The following is a 14,472-nucleotide window of genomic DNA, read 5'->3' as shown; positions in this document are numbered from 1 at the left end:
TTTGCTTTTATTTTCTTGCTTTCAGCCCTTTAGGTGTGGTCAGTTTCTCCAGGATCTTTAATAAGAAATCAAAACTTAATGCGAGTAGTGCTGCGGGAATGGCCCCGGCAAGGACCAGGGCATTATTCCATGTGGATAGTCCCCGGTAGATGAGATCACCAAGTCCTCCCGCTCCAACAAAGGTGGCAAGTGTGGCCACACCTACTGTCAGCACTGTAGCGGTCCGTATCCCCGCCATGATGAACGGCAGGGCCAGCGGAAGCTCCACTTTGAATAATAGCTGTGAGTTGGTCATCCCCATGCCCCTTCCCGCTTCGATAACGCCTTCATCCACTCCGATTATACCTGTGTAAGTGTTCCTTAGGATCGGAAGAAGTGCGTATACCGTCAGGGCAATGATAGCCGTAATGCTGCCTGTACCCAAAAGGGGAATAAGAAATCCGAATAGGGCCAGACTTGGTATCGTTTGAAAGACGGCAGTGATCCCGATGAAAAATTCGGCCGATTGCTTTTTTCGTGATATGTATATACCTAATGGCAGGGAAATCGCAATCGCAATGAAAATGGATACAAAAGATAAATAAAGATGTTCAAATAATCCTGTTAATATGGCATCGGACCGGTTTGATATGGTTTGGACGAACAGGATGGAAAATGCATTCATACAGAACCCGCCTCCTTATTTCCTTCTGAGGCCACAGTTTTAAGAATATCACTTGATGTGACGATCCCGATCTTCCTGTCGTCTTTTGTCACCATAAGATAAGGTTTACCGGATGACAGGAGCATGCTCGCCGCCACGTGGATGGATGCATCAAATGGGATCAAGGAGTATTCCGGTTCCTCAAGCAGGTTGTGAAAATTGGTTTCATCGTCTCTCATGATGTCTGATACCTGCTTGTGCCGCCTATGAACGTTCAATCGGTTTTCACCGATGAAGGCACGGACAAATCCATTGGCTGGTTCTGATAGAAGGTCAGCAGGGGCTGCAATCTGTTCGATTTTACCATTGCGCATGACAGCAATCACATCTGCGATTTTTAACGCTTCATCAATGTCATGAGTGACAAACACAATGGTCTTATGTATCGAATTTTGGATGCTTTTCAGCTCATCCTGAAGTTGTTCCCTGCTAATCGGGTCCAGGGCGCTGAATGGTTCATCCATCAGAATGATCGGTGGTTCCGCTGCAAGGGCGCGTATCACCCCGACCCGCTGCTGTTGTCCTCCGCTCAATTCGAGGGGATACCTTTTCTTGTATACGTCCGGTTCCAGTCCTACCAGATTGAGGAGCTCATCGACGCGTCCCTCATATTTTTCCTTCTTCCATCCCTTTAAACGTGGGATGAGGCTGATGTTTTCTTCAATCGTCATATGAGGGAGAAGTCCGATCCGCTGAATGACATACCCGATGTTCCGCCTGAGCTCCACTTCATCCGTTTCTGAAGTGTCTCTTCCATCAATCAGAATGGTCCCCCCTGATGGAGCGATTAGTTTATTGATCATCTTCATCGTAGTCGTTTTCCCGCATCCGCTCGGACCGATCAAGGCAACAAGCTTCCCTTTTGGGATAGTCAGGTTGATACCCTTTATGGCTTCTGTCCCATCCTCGTAGACTTTCGTGACATTTTGGAATTCAATCATTTTTACACCTGCTTTATGTACTGAGAAATTTTACTAAACATAGACGGGATACCCTCATTATACAAAAGGTAAACATGTTGTAAAAGAAAATGCCTTTGTTCCATTAGTTTATGATGAATGTGGGATGGGCATACGGTTTACTTCGTTTTTCGACAGATAAAAAGACCAGCACCCTACTGGTTGCTGGTCTTTTTGATGATATATTGTTCCGCTATGATGGCTGTTATCGTACCCAGTATCAATCCATTATTCAAAATGGAAGCAACGACGACCGGCATGTCCGTAAAGGCAGAGGCCGGAACAAACATGGCTCCGACCCCGACAATGAGTGAGATCCCCGCCACAAAGTGAATTCTTTCTACGTCTTCCTCTTTACGATATTCGGATAATGCGAGTCCGACCATCTTGATAAAGATGACCGTCGTCACTGCATACCCGACAGGTGCAGGAAGACTGGCGAATAGGTTCATGATCTTTGGAATCAGGCTGATGACTATAATGATCCCGCTGCCTATGATGAAGGGGATGATGGAATACATTCCCGTCGCAGCAACAAAACCTGCTGATCCTGAAATGGGAACTGAGCCAATGGCAGAAAACACTCCCCCGAACAGCTGATTCAGTCCTGAGGCGAAGCCGCTCTTCGTATACCGTTCATATGTAGGCTTCCCCTTTGCTCTCATCACCTCTTCCATCACCCGTATGGAAGCAATCATATTGGTCATTAACAGGAAAGTGATGAATATGGAAGTCACGATGACACCCATATCAAATACAGGTGCTCCGAATACGAACACATGAGGTAAAGAAAACCAGCTGTCTGAAACGGAAGTACTCTCAGAAAGCCCCATGATGATGAATATGAGCCATCCAGCGAGCAGGGCAAGGATAATGGAATATTGCTGAATCCACTTAACCTTATGACTTGAAAAGTATAACGCTGCAAGGATCGTCAGAATACTTCCCAGTAGGACGAGCGGTTCCATGGATTGTCCTTCATGCTGGATTCCGAACATCCCTTTAATAAAGGATCCGCTTAATTGCAGAATTAACAGCATCAAATAAATGAACGTAATGGTCGGAGTGAACAAAGAAGATAACCTCTTTAGAAGTCCTGTGGAAGACAGAATGAAAAAAATCGCTCCACTGACAATCATCCCCCCCTGCAGTACGGTCAGGACTTCTTCGTGACTGCTATAAAGAGTTCCGGAAAACCCTGCATAAATGGCAAAAACGCCCCACCACAGTCCTGCCGGTCCTTCATTGATCGGAAGTTTATGACCAAAGAGTGCCTGGATCAGGCTCGCGAATCCCAAAACGAATATGGTCCGCTGAATGAATCCGGCTGTATCGGCTGGAGACAATTGGAACAAGTCAGCAATCGCGATGGGTGCGGCAATGGATCCCGCTACCATGAAGGCCACCCATTGAAAAGCTGATAAAAGTATTTGCATCTGTGTACACCTTCATTTCAACTATGTAAAGTGTGTTCATTTTAACATATTTCGTTCATAAGATGACGGTGGAGGTGGAAATTTAAGTTATAATATCTACTTTTAAGAACAGGTACTAATTTTTTCGCTTATTTTCTCCCCTTTGGAGGGAAAACATGTTAAAATAAGAACGGATTAGTTATTTTTAAAGGAGCAGTGATGATGATTTTTGCCCTTATACTCATACTTTCTTATTTACTGGGTTCCATTCCATCAGGTTTACTGATCGGTAAGACGTTTTACGGTAAAGATATCCGTGAACATGGGAGCGGAAATCTTGGGGGAACGAATACCTTCAGAACCCTGGGTGTGAAAGCCGGAATGATTGTGACGATCATGGATATTCTAAAAGGAACCCTCGCCACCTTGCTGCCATTGATGTTTGCAAGCGACGTACATATGCTGCTTGCAGGGGTGTTTGCCGTAATCGGTCATATGTATCCCGTTTTCGCAAACTTCAGGGGAGGAAAGGCAGTGGCAACCTCGGCTGGTGTACTTCTAGGGTACAATTACATCTTATTCTTAATCTTACTGGCTGTCTTTTTTATTTGCTTGTACGCAACGAAATATGTGTCCCTTTCTTCTATGATTGCAGCGATACTTGCCTTTACGTACTCGGTCTTCACTGGAGATATTCCACTCATCATTGTTGTTGGCATTCTGACCATTTTTGTCATTTACAGACACAGGGCTAATATTGTCCGGATCAAAAATAAAACAGAACCCAAAATTAAATGGCTTTAGTGAAAAAGCGACCTGTGCACGGGGTACCGGACTCTCGGGTACCTTCGCAAAGGTGGCTTTTTTTATTGGACTCACCCAGGTATAGGCATTCTCACATTTGAGAAAGATGATGAATAATAATCGGGTCCAATAAAATGATAATATTCTTCAGAATTCTCTAAATTTCTCCCCGTTCCCTCTTCTTTTTTCGTAAAATGGAAGTAGTGCATAATAAAGGATGATGAATATGAATAAAAAGCGAATGATAACAGGGGTGGTTCTCTGTATTCCGTTCCTACTGGTGATTGGCTTCCTGCTAAACGGGCAATATGCCGACTGGAACACCTCTTCGAAAGAAGTTGAATTTAATTCCCTCCTCCATACGACAAGGGAGGTGCAGGCATCGGGCAAATCGATCAAAGCCAGTGCTTCCATCGCTGCAATCGGGGATATCCTCATACACGATACCGTCTATAATGATGCAAAAAAACAAAATGGATATGATTTTACACCGATGTTCTCTCCCGTTAAAGATATGCTTACTGCACCCGATTTTTTGATTGCCAATCAGGAATCAACCCCGGGTGGTGTGGAACTGGGCGTTTCGAGCTACCCCCTATTCAACAGTCCGCAGGAAGTGGTTAAATCACTGCAGGAGGTTGGAGTGGATGTTGTGACCACTGCCAATAATCATTCGTTGGATCAGGGCGAGGCAGGTCTACTGAATGCGATTGATTATTATGGGGAGATATCGATGCCGTATGTCGGGGCATTTAAAAGCCCGGAAGACCAAAGCAGGATACGTACATTTAATGTGAATGGAATTAAATTTGCCCTACTCTCTTATACCTATGGTACAAATGGGATTCCTGTCCCTGAAGGAAAAGAGTATTTAGTTAATGTAATAGATGAACAAAACATGATCGGGGAAATCCAGAAAGCTAAAAATATGGACGTTGATTTGGTGATCATGAGCCTTCATTGGGGAAATGAATATCAACGTTTCCCTACTGAGGAACAGCAGAGACTTGCCAAGGTGTTGACGAATAATGGGGTCGACATCATTTTCGGACACCATCCACATGTCCTGCAGCCGATTCAGACCTATAAGACGAGTGATGGTCGGGAAGCCGTTGTCATTTATTCACTTGGGAATTTCCTTTCTGGCCAGAAGGATGATTTTAAGGATATCGGTGGCATAGTGACGGTTCAGGTTGAGAAAACGAAGAATCCGGCGGGTTCCAAAATCATCTTTCCGTCCATTGGATTCCAGCCTACTTTTGTGTCAGAGAATCATTACAAAAACTATCGGATCTACCCCCTCGATTTTGCCAGAAAGAATGGTATGATTGTATACACGGAAGAAGAGATGGTTTCCCATATGGTGAACGGGGTACCGGAATAGATAGCATGGTTATCGTATGAACGGAAAGAACGAGCTTTCCTTATGCTCATAAGGAAAGCTCGTTCTTTTAATGTCCCCCGAATATCATTGAATTGAAGAATATGCCAGCTAAAGCTACAATAGCCAAAAAGGTATTGGCCAACAAGAAAGTTTTACGGGTGCCCTTAAAGTACAGAGTCACCATCCCATAATAAATGCCTGCTGCGATTACAATGAAACTCCCTGCCTCGATCTGGTATTTGGCTTCATGCAATTGTAATAGAGTTAATATACTTAATCCGGCAAAGATAAAGGCACCAATGTAATAAAATAATGCTTGTGTTTTCATCATTCTCACCCTTTATACGTATTAGTAGAAGTTCCTGCTTTATTATGTTTATAATAGGAAATGAAACTTTCTTTGTCCAGGATCACTCTGGAAAAATACCTAGTAGAGAAAGGAGTCTCACCAATGAACATACATATTTCAGAAGATGCTCTTACGTGGTTTAAAGACGAGATGCTTGTGGAGGAAGGCGAACAAGTCCGTTTTTATGTGCGATATGGAGGTTCCAGTCCTCTCCACGATGGTTTTTCATTAGGAGTGAACAAAGACGAACCAGTGGATGCTGGTGAACGGATCGAGATCGACAAACGGGAATTTTTTATAGAAGAAGGAGATTTATGGTTCTTTGATGGCCATGATTTATTTGTTGAGTTTGATGAAAAGCTTCAAGAACCATCATATGAGTACAAGAAATAACGGAATGATCATAGGCTGGCGTATGCCAGCCTGTTTACTTTTATGACTGACCCTTACTTTTTTACAAAACGGGAAATATGCTCCTGAAGGCCTTCTTTCATCAGAATTTCATATTGTATATCCCCTACCAAATCAAAATGTGGAAAGCCGTCTTTCCTTTGATGGATCCATTCCTTTTTCAAACCATATTTCTCTCCCCAACTGGATAATACCTCAATGTTACAGCAGCCCACTTTCGTTACAGAGCGAACATCGGGAAATCGGTCATCCAGCCAGTAGTGGGTAAGGAAGGCAATCTGTCCATTACTCACCTGATGTTTCCATCCGTTTAGCTCTTGTTTGGTTAATCCGAATGCCATGACCCTCTTCCTTTCCAATCCCCTTTTTATGAAAAGATCCCGGCACCCCCTATGTAAGGTTTATTTTTTTGCCTTTTCATAGGCTACGTGCCAATCGGGGAACATCTTTCGGATTGAAATCGGACGGAAGTTCTCTTGCTTCACGCACACATGTTTCGACTGCCCGGTAATGGCCAACTGGTTCTGTCCGTTATAAATTTCGTATGCATATGTAATCCGGAGTCCATCATATTCTTCTACCCATGTTTTAATAAATGCTTTTTCGCCGTAGCGAACAGGTGACTTATAGCTTACATTCAGGTCAATGACCGGGGAAAGAATTCCTTCTTTTTCGATATCAGCATATCTGAAGCCCAGGTCTTCAATCAATTGTGTACGACCAAGCTCCATCCAAACAAGGTAGTTTGCATGATAGACAACCCCCATTTGATCCGTCTCTGCGTAACGCACTTCAATGGTTTTTTCTGCAATTTGCATCCTTTACACCCTCTTCATCTAATCAGTATCCTATCCCATTTTATCATACAAGCACCAGGCATAGAATTAATCGGCTTGAACTGACATCGAATATGATTTCTTTCTCGGAGAGGACAAAATTGCCAATAACATCATGACCCGAACAGAAAGGCTAATTAATAAAACCTTTCTGTCCGGGTCACTGAAATCTTTATCCTTTATTGCTTTGTCTGATTTGCTTCATCTTTTATTTCATTGCGGAAAGCCTCTAGACTCTCGCGGCGGCGTTCATTCTTTGCCTGGATGGACTGAAGCTGTTCTTCACTGTCCGTGCAGGCCATCGACTCCTCGGCCCGGTCCATATTCTCAATCGTATGCTGAACCATACCCTGAAGCTTCTCTACATTATCACTGCGATCATCCGGATTCGGTTTATCCCATGCCATCCTGCATTCCTCCTGTGTCAATAGTATGAGGGACGGACCTCAAGGGCTGCTCCCTCTTCAAACGAATGAATTATTCACCCTTGGTTTGAATCACTTGCGCATGCTTGCCTGATTTATCCTGCATTTGTTTCCCTTTGTTGCCTCCTGCGGACCTCGATTGTGTCCCGATATGGTTAGGTGCGAAGTGATTCGGACTTCCCTTTGAGTTACTCATGAATATCCCCCCTTACTAGTATGATTACCAAAATAACAAGGAAGAATAGGCGTAATAATTGGTAGTAATATTTTCAGGGCAAAAAAAATAAGCCTCGTAATTACTTACTCGGCTTTGCTTACTGGACGCTTTATTTCAAGTCTTGCATCAATTCGCTCTTCTATGGCGTCAATGGCATCCTGATCCAACAGAAGCTGTTGTTTGTTTTCTTTCACCAGATCTGCAAATGATTTTTTGCGTGGTCTCCGCATTTCAATCCCCTCGCTCTCTATTGTGGTTTGTATAAATAGTATATCCAAATGTCAGATATTTTAAACAAAGGTCACAATTGATGATGGGGAGTGATTTAGGACTCGCTGTAGAAAAGCGGTTCCCATGTTTTAAGGTCCGTCCCTCACTTAACCAGTGCTTTGAGGGAGTCCATATTGGTGATCGCTCCGATTTGTTTGTGGGTGATGATGCCTTGTTCGTTGATGATGAACGTGGTGGGGACGGTCAGGATGTCATAGGCATTATTGATCTTGTCATCAGTGTCCAACAGAATCGGGAATGAGAGTCCCAGTGATTTCTGGTATTCTTTGACGTTGTATTGTGGATCGATGTTAATAGCGAGTAGTTCAACATCTTTCCCGTATTTCGTATAAAACTCCTGCATGACAGGCATTTCTTCTTTGCAGGGAGGGCACCACGTAGCCCAGAAGTTTACGATCACTTTCTTTCCTTTTAGTTCAGTTAAGGTAATGGATTTGCCATCCAGGGTATCCAGTTTAAAATCAAGGGCCCGGTCCCCGACATTCGGTCCTGGTGAATTTTCCACTGGAGTGATTTCAGAAACCTCTCCTTCTTCTATATCAATCAATTGATTGTAGTCATCAGCTTGTTGAAACGTATTTTCTGAAAAGGAAGAAGGATCGGATTTATTCTCAATATAGAATGAGAAGACTAATAAGGTGACAAGTAAAACGCCAAATACAGATTTCAAAGGAGTGCTCTCCTCTCAAGTAAATGATTTTACTATCATCATATGTAGGCTTGTCTCTGTTTAGTCATGGATTTTTTTTAGATTTCAATAATGAGGAATTAAAAGCCCCGGGGAAATCCCCCGGGGCTTTGAACACATATTATGCTTTTAATTTATTACGAAGAACCATTTGTAGGATACCACCATGACGGTAGTAGTCTACTTCTACGTCGGAATCAAAACGAGCAAGTACTTCGAATTCAGTTGTAGAACCGTCTTCAGCCACAGCTGTTACCGTAAGGATATCACGAGGTTTTACATCGTTTGTTACATTTACGGAAATCGTTTCTCTACCCGTCAATCCTAATGACTCAGCGCTGTCACCCTTCTTGAATTGAAGGGGAAGAACACCCATCATCACAAGGTTCGAACGGTGAATACGCTCATAGCTTTCAGCGATGACAGTCTTGATACCAAGTAGATTCGTACCTTTCGCTGCCCAGTCACGAGAAGATCCCATACCGTAATCTTTTCCTGCAAGAACAACTAATCCAGTTCCATCTTGTTGATACTTCATGCATGCATCATACATCGGCATCACTTCATCTTCCGGCCAGTAAGTGGTGAATCCACCTTCAGTACCAGGAGCAATTTGGTTACGGATACGAATATTTGCAAATGTACCGCGCATCATCACTTCATGGTTACCACGACGGGAACCGTAAGAGTTGAAGTCACGTGGCTCTACATTATTCGCACGAAGATATTTACCTGCCGGTGTATCTTTGCCGATTGCACCTGCGGGTGAAATATGGTCAGTCGTGACAGAATCCCCAAATTTACCGACGACGCGTAGTCCGTTCAAGCCTTGAATGTCTTCAGGCGTTGTCGCAAGTCCTGTAAAGAACGTTGGATTTTGGATGTAAGTCGAATTTTCGTCGAAGCTGTAAAGTGGTTCGTTACTTGTCTTGATTTCATTCCAGCGCTCGTTTTCAGAGAAAACGTGCTCATATTCTCTACGGAATAATTCAGGGGTAACGGTTGATTTCACAGCATCCTTCACTTCATCCTGTGAAGGCCAGATATCTTTGAAGAACACGTCATTACCATCTTTGTCCTTACCCAGAGAATCTTTTTGAAGATCGATGTCCACAGTACCCGCCAGTGCATATGCAACAACAAGTGGTGGTGAAGCCAGGTAGTTTGCTTTCACAAGTGGATGGATACGACCTTCAAAGTTACGGTTACCTGATAGGACGGATGTTAACAATAAATCAGCATCTGAAACAGCCTTTTCGATTTCAGGACGAAGTGGGCCGGAGTTACCGATACAAGTCGTACAACCATACCCGACAAGGTTGAATCCGATATCTTCCAAATAAGATAATAGACCTGAATCTCTCAAGTAACCAGTTACAACTTTAGAGCCTGGTGCAAGAGATGTTTTGACATAATCAGGAACATTCATTCCAAGTTCCACTGCTTTTTTCGCAACTAAACCGGCACCTAACATAACATATGGGTTTGATGTGTTTGTGCAAGATGTGATGGCAGCGATTCCGATTGCACCAGTTGGCATCTCGACATCTTTACCATCTTCTGTTGTGTATTTGGCCGTTTTGTTAATTTCAGACGCATCCAGCCCAAAGCCTTGAACGCCTTCTTTAGCTGTGATGGACTTATGGAAAGCTTCTTTCATATCAGTAAGAGGAATTAAATCCTGTGGACGTTTTGGTCCTGAAAGGTTTGGTTCCACTGCTGAAAGATCGATTTCCACTACATCTGTGTACGTTGGTTCTTCTTTCTCTGGAGTGAAGAACATTTCATTTTTCTTTAAGTATTCTTCAACCATTTTGATATGTGTTTCGTCACGGCCAGTCAGACGCAGATAATCCAATGATTCTGAATCCACTGGGAAGAAGCCGCAAGTCGCGCCGTACTCAGGAGCCATGTTGGCAATCGTTGCACGGTCGGCAAGTGGAAGAGTCGCAACACCCGTACCGAAGTACTCGACAAATTTCCCTACTACCCCTTTTTGACGAAGTACTTGTGTCACTTTAAGGGCTAAATCTGTAGCAGTAGCTCCATTTGGTAGCTCACCAGTCATTTTGACCCCGATAACTTCAGGGATCGGGAAGTATGAAGGCTGACCAAGCATTCCAGCTTCCGCTTCAATACCGCCAACACCCCATCCAAGTACACCGATACCATTGATCATGGTAGTATGAGAGTCAGTACCAACCAATGTATCAGGGTATGCTTCAAAATCGCCTTCTGTTGTTTCAACAGCATGAACGACATTTGCTAAATATTCTAAGTTCACCTGGTGAACGATACCTGTTGCTGGTGGAACAGCACGATAGTTTTCAAATGCTTTTTGAGCCCAGCTAAGGAATTGGTAACGTTCAGCATTCCGTTCAAATTCAAGGTCCATATTGGCCTGCAGTGCGTTAGCTGTACCGTATTTATCAACCTGTACAGAGTGGTCGATGACAAGGTCAACCGGGATCTCAGGATTGATCTTTTGTGGATCTCCACCGATATCTGCCATTGCTTTACGTAGAGACGCTAAATCAACTACTGCCGGCACACCGGTGAAATCCTGAAGGATGACACGTGATGGTTTAAAAGGAACTTCTGCATCCTTGACTTCAGTTGATCCCCAGTTTGCCAGGTTTTCAACATGATCTTTGTTAATCACACGTCCGTCAAATTGACGAAGTACAGACTCCAAGAGTACCTTCACACTGTAAGGTAAGCGGTTAATTTTTGTTACTCCTGCTTCTTCAAGCGCTTTTAAACGATAATAATGATAACGTTTTCCTTCTAGTTCGAAAGAAGATCGTGCATTAAATACATCGTTCTTTGCCATTTCGATTCCCCCTCTAAACTGCATCAAACAATAAGTCGAAAAGTTTTCGTTCTAAACGAACTTTTCTCACATTTACATCTTAATACAAGCGATTACATAAGTAAATAACAATAAAGTTATTGTTTTTGATAAGTTTTACTTATCTAAATGATTAAACTCCTAAAGGTTTCTAGATAAATATTGGTATAACAACATTTCTGCCCTTGTCAAATCGTGTCAGCTCGTCCAAAACATTATTTTAAAAAAATGAATCTGTTAGCGATTCCCTTTCATAGATCGTCACAGATGGTGGCATTCTATCCTTATGGAGGTGTTCTACATTGGCAAATCGTAAAGCAAACCATGTAATAAATGGAATGAATGCAGCAAAAGGTCAAGGCCAAGGTACAGGTTACAATGAAGAATATTCGAATGAACCATTGACTCCAGCACAACGTCAATTCAATAAGAAAAGAAAAACCAATCAGTAAAAAATAAAAGGGTGGCTATTAAAGTTCTGCAAAGAATTTGTTAGATATGGTCACCCTCTCTCCCTGGAACTATTTTCATCTGTTTTCCCCTACCCTCTTCGTCCCAAAATAAAACCCACCCTTCAAGCAGGGTGGGTTTTATTTTGGGACGAACCAACAGGTTGATTCCGTTATTGTTCATTCACTTCATTCACTATGGATGACAAATCGGATTTGAATTGTTGAAGTTGTGCCCGTTGAGTATCCGATGCGACTTCAAGTGCATTTTCTATTTGTTGATACGCCTCATTCACTTCATTTTTGAGATGTGCGAGTTGTGAGCCGTAGCTTGCTCCATCCAGTACCAGTTCGTTAATGGTATGCTGTACTTCCGTCACGCTTTGTTCAGCAGCTTGAAAGGCTTGTTGTTTATTTTTATTGTAAGGCATTGATGATCTCTCCTTATTCAGAAATTAGCTTCTTTAGTTTAACCAAAACACCAGGAACCTATACATCTGAATAAACAGTTCTCTAACTTAGCATGCTAAAGAGTAGGAGGGATGATACATGAACAAAAATGATGGCAAAGATATGCGTAAAAATGCTCCAAAACAATCAGGACAGCCGGAGCCCTTAAGTGGTTCACATAAGGTGAAGAACCATAATCATACCCGTCAAAAAAATAATAGTCACCACGATATGTAAGAGATTTTAGGGAGTGCCGGCGCTTTATGCCTGCACTCCCTTTCGGTCTGTCCCTTGTATGGTCTTAAAAGCGTGGAGGACTTCTATCTGTTCGTCCATGGAAACGGTCCGTAGATCAAAGAGGACGACACCATCCTGAATCCTTGTAAGAATGGAGGGATTCCCCTTTCTAAGCTTCTCATGAATGTTCTGTGATGAATCAAGAGCGTGGGATACTGCGACAATATAGGTGTCTAATTCAACATCCGGCATCGTTCCTCCCCCGATCTGGCTATGTCCTTCAACGATTGTGGATGTGTAACCGCTCCCGAGTCCCTGTATATCCCGGACGAACTTCCGGGACTGATGCAGGATTTCTTCTTTGGTCCGCGTGATGGCCGCAATGGTTGGATTTTTCTCTTGTTCCTCCCCCTTTATATAGTGTAAGAGGGTCATTTCCAGGGCTGCCAGTGTCATTTTGTCGACCCTGAGGACGCGGGCAAGCTGATGTTTCTTTAATTGATCGATCAAAGCCTTTTGCCCTGCTATGATTCCCGCCTGAGGTCCCCCTAATAATTTGTCTCCACTGAATGAGACGATGTCTGCCCCTTTATCCAGCACTGATTTAACCAGAGGCTCATTTCCGATTCCCAATCGGGTGAAATCGTAAAGAGCACCGCTTCCTAAGTCTTCATAATAAAGGACTTTGGCATGCAGGCGTGATAATTCAGCCAGTTCTTCTGTCGGTACAGAAGCTGTAAATCCTTTTATGATAAAATTACTTTGATGAACCTTCATGATCATTCTTGTTTCATCGTTCACCGCTTCGTCATAATCTCTTAAATGGGTCTTGTTCGTGGTCCCCACCTCGTGAAGGAGAGCACCGCTTTCTTCCATGATAGAAGAAATCCGAAATGACCCGCCGATTTCCACCAGTTCGCCCCTTGAAACAATCACTTCCTTATTCTTGGCAAGAGCAGTAAGGATAAGAAAAATGGCTGCTGCATTATTATTGACAACCATGGCTGCTTCAGCCCCGGTCAATTCACATACGAGCCCCTCTGCATGACTATGCCTTGAACCCCGGACACCTTCCTCGATGTCATATTCCAGATTGCTGTAATGACAAGATGCACCCATGACATGGTTCATCGTTTCCTTGCCTAACCGTGCCCGCCCTAGATTCGTATGTAAAATGGTTCCCGTTGCGTTTATGATCCTTCTGAGAGACAGGGAATGAGATGTGCGTGCCATAGCTTCAGTTTGGCCAAAGACTTCCTCAATGAATTCTGTGGACGATGGATGAGGCCCGCTCCACTCTTCTTTCAAGATGAAGGCCCTGCAATTCGAGATCACCTCTTTCAAGAGGTCCGTCCCTCTTTCCATCGAAAGGTTGTGATGGTGGAGGAAAGTATGGAATTGGTTGGTTTGCTGCAGTTCGTGAATGGATGGAATGTGTCTGACAAGATGGTTCATGACTTTTGCCCCTTCTTTCTTTTCCCTCATTATAACACCCTCACCATTTATAGTAGAAAGAATACAATATGTAAAAGATGTTGTTGGGGGTCAGGTGTAAATGAGTAAGGATAAGGAGGATTTCTATTTAGAGAATTGGGAGGAGAGTATGAAGGATTGGTTATTGGATCCTGCTACGGTTCAATTGGATGAACAAGAATTCCGTGTGGATTTTCTTGATACGACGGAATCGTTCATAGTGGAGATCGAGACAGAAAATATTTGTCCCGAAGAATTGATTATTAAGAAGAAGGACACTCAATTGTTGGTATTGATCATGCTGAAAGACGAAAGTAAAGTCAGAAAACGCTCCATTCGTTTTCCTTTTTGCTTAAAGCAGCGGGCGATTACCTATTCCATTGAGCATCATACAATCGAAATCAATGTGCCTAAAAAGGCATGTTCCACCCCCTCATCCATCGTGATTCGAGTTCAGGGATTGTCGAATGAATAATCGTCATTCTTTAAATAGAAGAAAAGGTCATCAGCATGGGCTGATGACCTTTTCT

At 43.2% G+C, this 14,472-nt stretch carries 19 protein-coding genes; 6 read left to right on the top strand and 13 right to left on the bottom strand.

Annotation, left to right across the window (positions count from 1 at the left end; translation table 11 throughout):
- Positions 1-7: 7 nt before the first annotated feature.
- From AC0VXY_RS11430 to AC0VXY_RS11420, 3 genes are all read right to left on the bottom strand, one after another.
- Positions 8-664, bottom strand: coding sequence for an ABC transporter permease (locus tag AC0VXY_RS11430; RefSeq protein ID WP_475525310.1), 657 nt, complete (start codon positions 662-664; stop codon positions 8-10).
- Entirely contained in the window at positions 661-1,644 is a 984-nt protein-coding gene (locus AC0VXY_RS11425) for an ABC transporter ATP-binding protein (protein WP_475525309.1), read from the bottom strand. The genes AC0VXY_RS11430 and AC0VXY_RS11425 overlap by 4 nt, the downstream gene beginning before the upstream one ends.
- Before the next feature lie 173 nt (positions 1,645-1,817).
- A complete protein-coding gene (locus AC0VXY_RS11420; RefSeq protein ID WP_475525308.1) occupies positions 1,818-3,098 on the bottom strand; it encodes a purine/pyrimidine permease in 1,281 nt (426 codons plus the stop codon).
- Positions 3,099-3,296: 198 nt separating this feature from the next.
- Here AC0VXY_RS11420 and plsY point away from each other — a divergent pair, with 198 nt between their 5' ends.
- Positions 3,297-3,881: a glycerol-3-phosphate 1-O-acyltransferase PlsY gene (gene plsY / locus AC0VXY_RS11415; RefSeq protein ID WP_435990667.1), complete on the top strand. Its 585-nt coding sequence runs from the start codon at positions 3,297-3,299 to the stop codon at positions 3,879-3,881.
- A gap of 226 nt (positions 3,882-4,107) precedes the next feature.
- Positions 4,108-5,265 carry a CapA family protein gene (locus AC0VXY_RS11410; protein WP_475525307.1) on the top strand — a complete coding sequence of 386 codons (1,158 nt, stop codon included), beginning with the start codon at positions 4,108-4,110 and terminating at the stop codon, positions 5,263-5,265.
- Between the two features lie 67 nt (positions 5,266-5,332).
- Here the strand turns inward: AC0VXY_RS11410 and AC0VXY_RS11405 are convergent, their stop codons facing one another.
- On the bottom strand, positions 5,333-5,596 hold the full coding sequence (locus AC0VXY_RS11405; protein ID WP_475525306.1) for a hypothetical protein: 264 nt from the start codon (positions 5,594-5,596) through the stop codon (positions 5,333-5,335).
- A gap of 120 nt (positions 5,597-5,716) precedes the next feature.
- Here AC0VXY_RS11405 and AC0VXY_RS11400 point away from each other — a divergent pair, with 120 nt between their 5' ends.
- A complete protein-coding gene (locus AC0VXY_RS11400) occupies positions 5,717-6,007 on the top strand; it encodes a HesB/YadR/YfhF family protein (protein WP_475525305.1) in 291 nt (96 codons plus the stop codon).
- Between the two features lie 53 nt (positions 6,008-6,060).
- Here AC0VXY_RS11400 and AC0VXY_RS11395 read toward each other — a convergent pair whose 3' ends face one another.
- The 7 genes from AC0VXY_RS11395 to acnA all read right to left on the bottom strand — a co-directional run bounded on the left by AC0VXY_RS11395 (position 6,061) and on the right by acnA (position 11,315).
- Positions 6,061-6,366 carry a hypothetical protein gene (locus tag AC0VXY_RS11395; RefSeq protein ID WP_475525304.1) on the bottom strand — a complete coding sequence of 102 codons (306 nt, stop codon included), beginning with the start codon at positions 6,364-6,366 and terminating at the stop codon, positions 6,061-6,063.
- 60 nt (positions 6,367-6,426) lie between these two features.
- Positions 6,427-6,843, bottom strand: a complete 417-nt coding sequence (locus AC0VXY_RS11390; protein WP_435990672.1) for an acyl-CoA thioesterase — start codon at positions 6,841-6,843, stop codon at positions 6,427-6,429.
- A 197-nt stretch (positions 6,844-7,040) separates the two neighbouring features.
- Positions 7,041-7,268 (bottom strand): small acid-soluble spore protein Tlp, encoded by a 228-nt coding sequence (gene tlp / locus AC0VXY_RS11385; RefSeq protein ID WP_034759293.1) that lies wholly within the window; start codon positions 7,266-7,268, stop codon positions 7,041-7,043.
- Positions 7,269-7,338: 70 nt separating this feature from the next.
- The gene (locus AC0VXY_RS11380; RefSeq protein ID WP_034759295.1) at positions 7,339-7,482 is read right to left on the bottom strand and encodes an acid-soluble spore protein N; all 144 of its coding nucleotides are present in this window, start codon (positions 7,480-7,482) and stop codon (positions 7,339-7,341) included.
- Between the two features lie 104 nt (positions 7,483-7,586).
- The gene (locus AC0VXY_RS11375) at positions 7,587-7,733 is read right to left on the bottom strand and encodes an FbpB family small basic protein (protein WP_079532604.1); all 147 of its coding nucleotides are present in this window, start codon (positions 7,731-7,733) and stop codon (positions 7,587-7,589) included.
- 143 nt (positions 7,734-7,876) lie between these two features.
- A complete protein-coding gene (locus tag AC0VXY_RS11370) occupies positions 7,877-8,464 on the bottom strand; it encodes a peroxiredoxin family protein (protein ID WP_475525303.1) in 588 nt (195 codons plus the stop codon).
- Positions 8,465-8,603: 139 nt separating this feature from the next.
- Positions 8,604-11,315, bottom strand: a complete 2,712-nt coding sequence (gene acnA / locus AC0VXY_RS11365) for an aconitate hydratase AcnA (protein WP_435990674.1) — start codon at positions 11,313-11,315, stop codon at positions 8,604-8,606.
- A gap of 320 nt (positions 11,316-11,635) precedes the next feature.
- Here acnA and sspO point away from each other — a divergent pair, with 320 nt between their 5' ends.
- Positions 11,636-11,785 (top strand): small acid-soluble spore protein O, encoded by a 150-nt coding sequence (gene sspO / locus AC0VXY_RS11360; RefSeq protein ID WP_475525302.1) that lies wholly within the window; start codon positions 11,636-11,638, stop codon positions 11,783-11,785.
- Positions 11,786-11,955: 170 nt separating this feature from the next.
- Here the strand turns inward: sspO and AC0VXY_RS11355 are convergent, their stop codons facing one another.
- Positions 11,956-12,213, bottom strand: a complete 258-nt coding sequence (locus tag AC0VXY_RS11355) for a hypothetical protein (RefSeq protein ID WP_034759302.1) — start codon at positions 12,211-12,213, stop codon at positions 11,956-11,958.
- A 118-nt stretch (positions 12,214-12,331) separates the two neighbouring features.
- On the opposite strand from AC0VXY_RS11355, the gene AC0VXY_RS11350 reads away from it, so the two are divergent.
- Complete coding sequence (locus AC0VXY_RS11350; protein WP_201714973.1) at positions 12,332-12,469, top strand: small acid-soluble spore protein P; 138 nt, start codon at positions 12,332-12,334, stop codon at positions 12,467-12,469.
- A gap of 24 nt (positions 12,470-12,493) precedes the next feature.
- On the opposite strand, the gene selA is transcribed toward AC0VXY_RS11350, so the two are convergent.
- Positions 12,494-13,954, bottom strand: coding sequence for an L-seryl-tRNA(Sec) selenium transferase (gene selA / locus AC0VXY_RS11345; RefSeq protein ID WP_435990677.1), 1,461 nt, complete (start codon positions 13,952-13,954; stop codon positions 12,494-12,496).
- Positions 13,955-14,024: 70 nt separating this feature from the next.
- On the opposite strand from selA, the gene AC0VXY_RS11340 reads away from it, so the two are divergent.
- The gene (locus AC0VXY_RS11340; protein ID WP_435990678.1) at positions 14,025-14,417 is read left to right on the top strand and encodes an Hsp20/alpha crystallin family protein; all 393 of its coding nucleotides are present in this window, start codon (positions 14,025-14,027) and stop codon (positions 14,415-14,417) included.
- The last annotated feature ends 55 nt before the right edge of the window (positions 14,418-14,472 follow it).

This window comes from Rossellomorea sp. QJM3NY_18 (assembly GCF_056173145.1).
This window is presented reverse-complemented; position numbering and strand designations above follow the sequence as displayed.

Excerpts from the sequence above, each read along its gene's own strand:
- AC0VXY_RS11380 (WP_034759295.1), bottom strand. The coding sequence starts at position 7,482 with ATGAGTAACTCAAAGGGAAGTCCGAATCACTTCGCACCTAACCATATC.
- AC0VXY_RS11410 (WP_475525307.1), top strand. The coding sequence starts at position 4,108 with ATGAATAAAAAGCGAATGATAACAGGGGTGGTTCTCTGTATTCCGTTC.
- AC0VXY_RS11400 (WP_475525305.1), top strand. The coding sequence starts at position 5,717 with ATGAACATACATATTTCAGAAGATGCTCTTACGTGGTTTAAAGACGAG.
- acnA (WP_435990674.1), bottom strand. The coding sequence starts at position 11,315 with ATGGCAAAGAACGATGTATTTAATGCACGATCTTCTTTCGAACTAGAA.
- AC0VXY_RS11390 (WP_435990672.1), bottom strand. The coding sequence starts at position 6,843 with ATGCAAATTGCAGAAAAAACCATTGAAGTGCGTTACGCAGAGACGGAT.
- AC0VXY_RS11355 (WP_034759302.1), bottom strand. The coding sequence starts at position 12,213 with ATGCCTTACAATAAAAATAAACAACAAGCCTTTCAAGCTGCTGAACAA.
- AC0VXY_RS11425 (WP_475525309.1), bottom strand. The coding sequence starts at position 1,644 with ATGATTGAATTCCAAAATGTCACGAAAGTCTACGAGGATGGGACAGAA.
- AC0VXY_RS11340 (WP_435990678.1), top strand. The coding sequence starts at position 14,025 with ATGAGTAAGGATAAGGAGGATTTCTATTTAGAGAATTGGGAGGAGAGT.
- AC0VXY_RS11405 (WP_475525306.1), bottom strand. The coding sequence starts at position 5,596 with ATGATGAAAACACAAGCATTATTTTATTACATTGGTGCCTTTATCTTT.
- AC0VXY_RS11350 (WP_201714973.1), top strand. The coding sequence starts at position 12,332 with ATGAACAAAAATGATGGCAAAGATATGCGTAAAAATGCTCCAAAACAA.
- AC0VXY_RS11430 (WP_475525310.1), bottom strand. The coding sequence starts at position 664 with ATGAATGCATTTTCCATCCTGTTCGTCCAAACCATATCAAACCGGTCC.
- tlp (WP_034759293.1), bottom strand. The coding sequence starts at position 7,268 with ATGGCATGGGATAAACCGAATCCGGATGATCGCAGTGATAATGTAGAG.
- selA (WP_435990677.1), bottom strand. The coding sequence starts at position 13,954 with ATGAGGGAAAAGAAAGAAGGGGCAAAAGTCATGAACCATCTTGTCAGA.
- plsY (WP_435990667.1), top strand. The coding sequence starts at position 3,297 with ATGATGATTTTTGCCCTTATACTCATACTTTCTTATTTACTGGGTTCC.
- AC0VXY_RS11420 (WP_475525308.1), bottom strand. The coding sequence starts at position 3,098 with ATGCAAATACTTTTATCAGCTTTTCAATGGGTGGCCTTCATGGTAGCG.
- AC0VXY_RS11375 (WP_079532604.1), bottom strand. The coding sequence starts at position 7,733 with ATGCGGAGACCACGCAAAAAATCATTTGCAGATCTGGTGAAAGAAAAC.
- AC0VXY_RS11395 (WP_475525304.1), bottom strand. The coding sequence starts at position 6,366 with ATGGCATTCGGATTAACCAAACAAGAGCTAAACGGATGGAAACATCAG.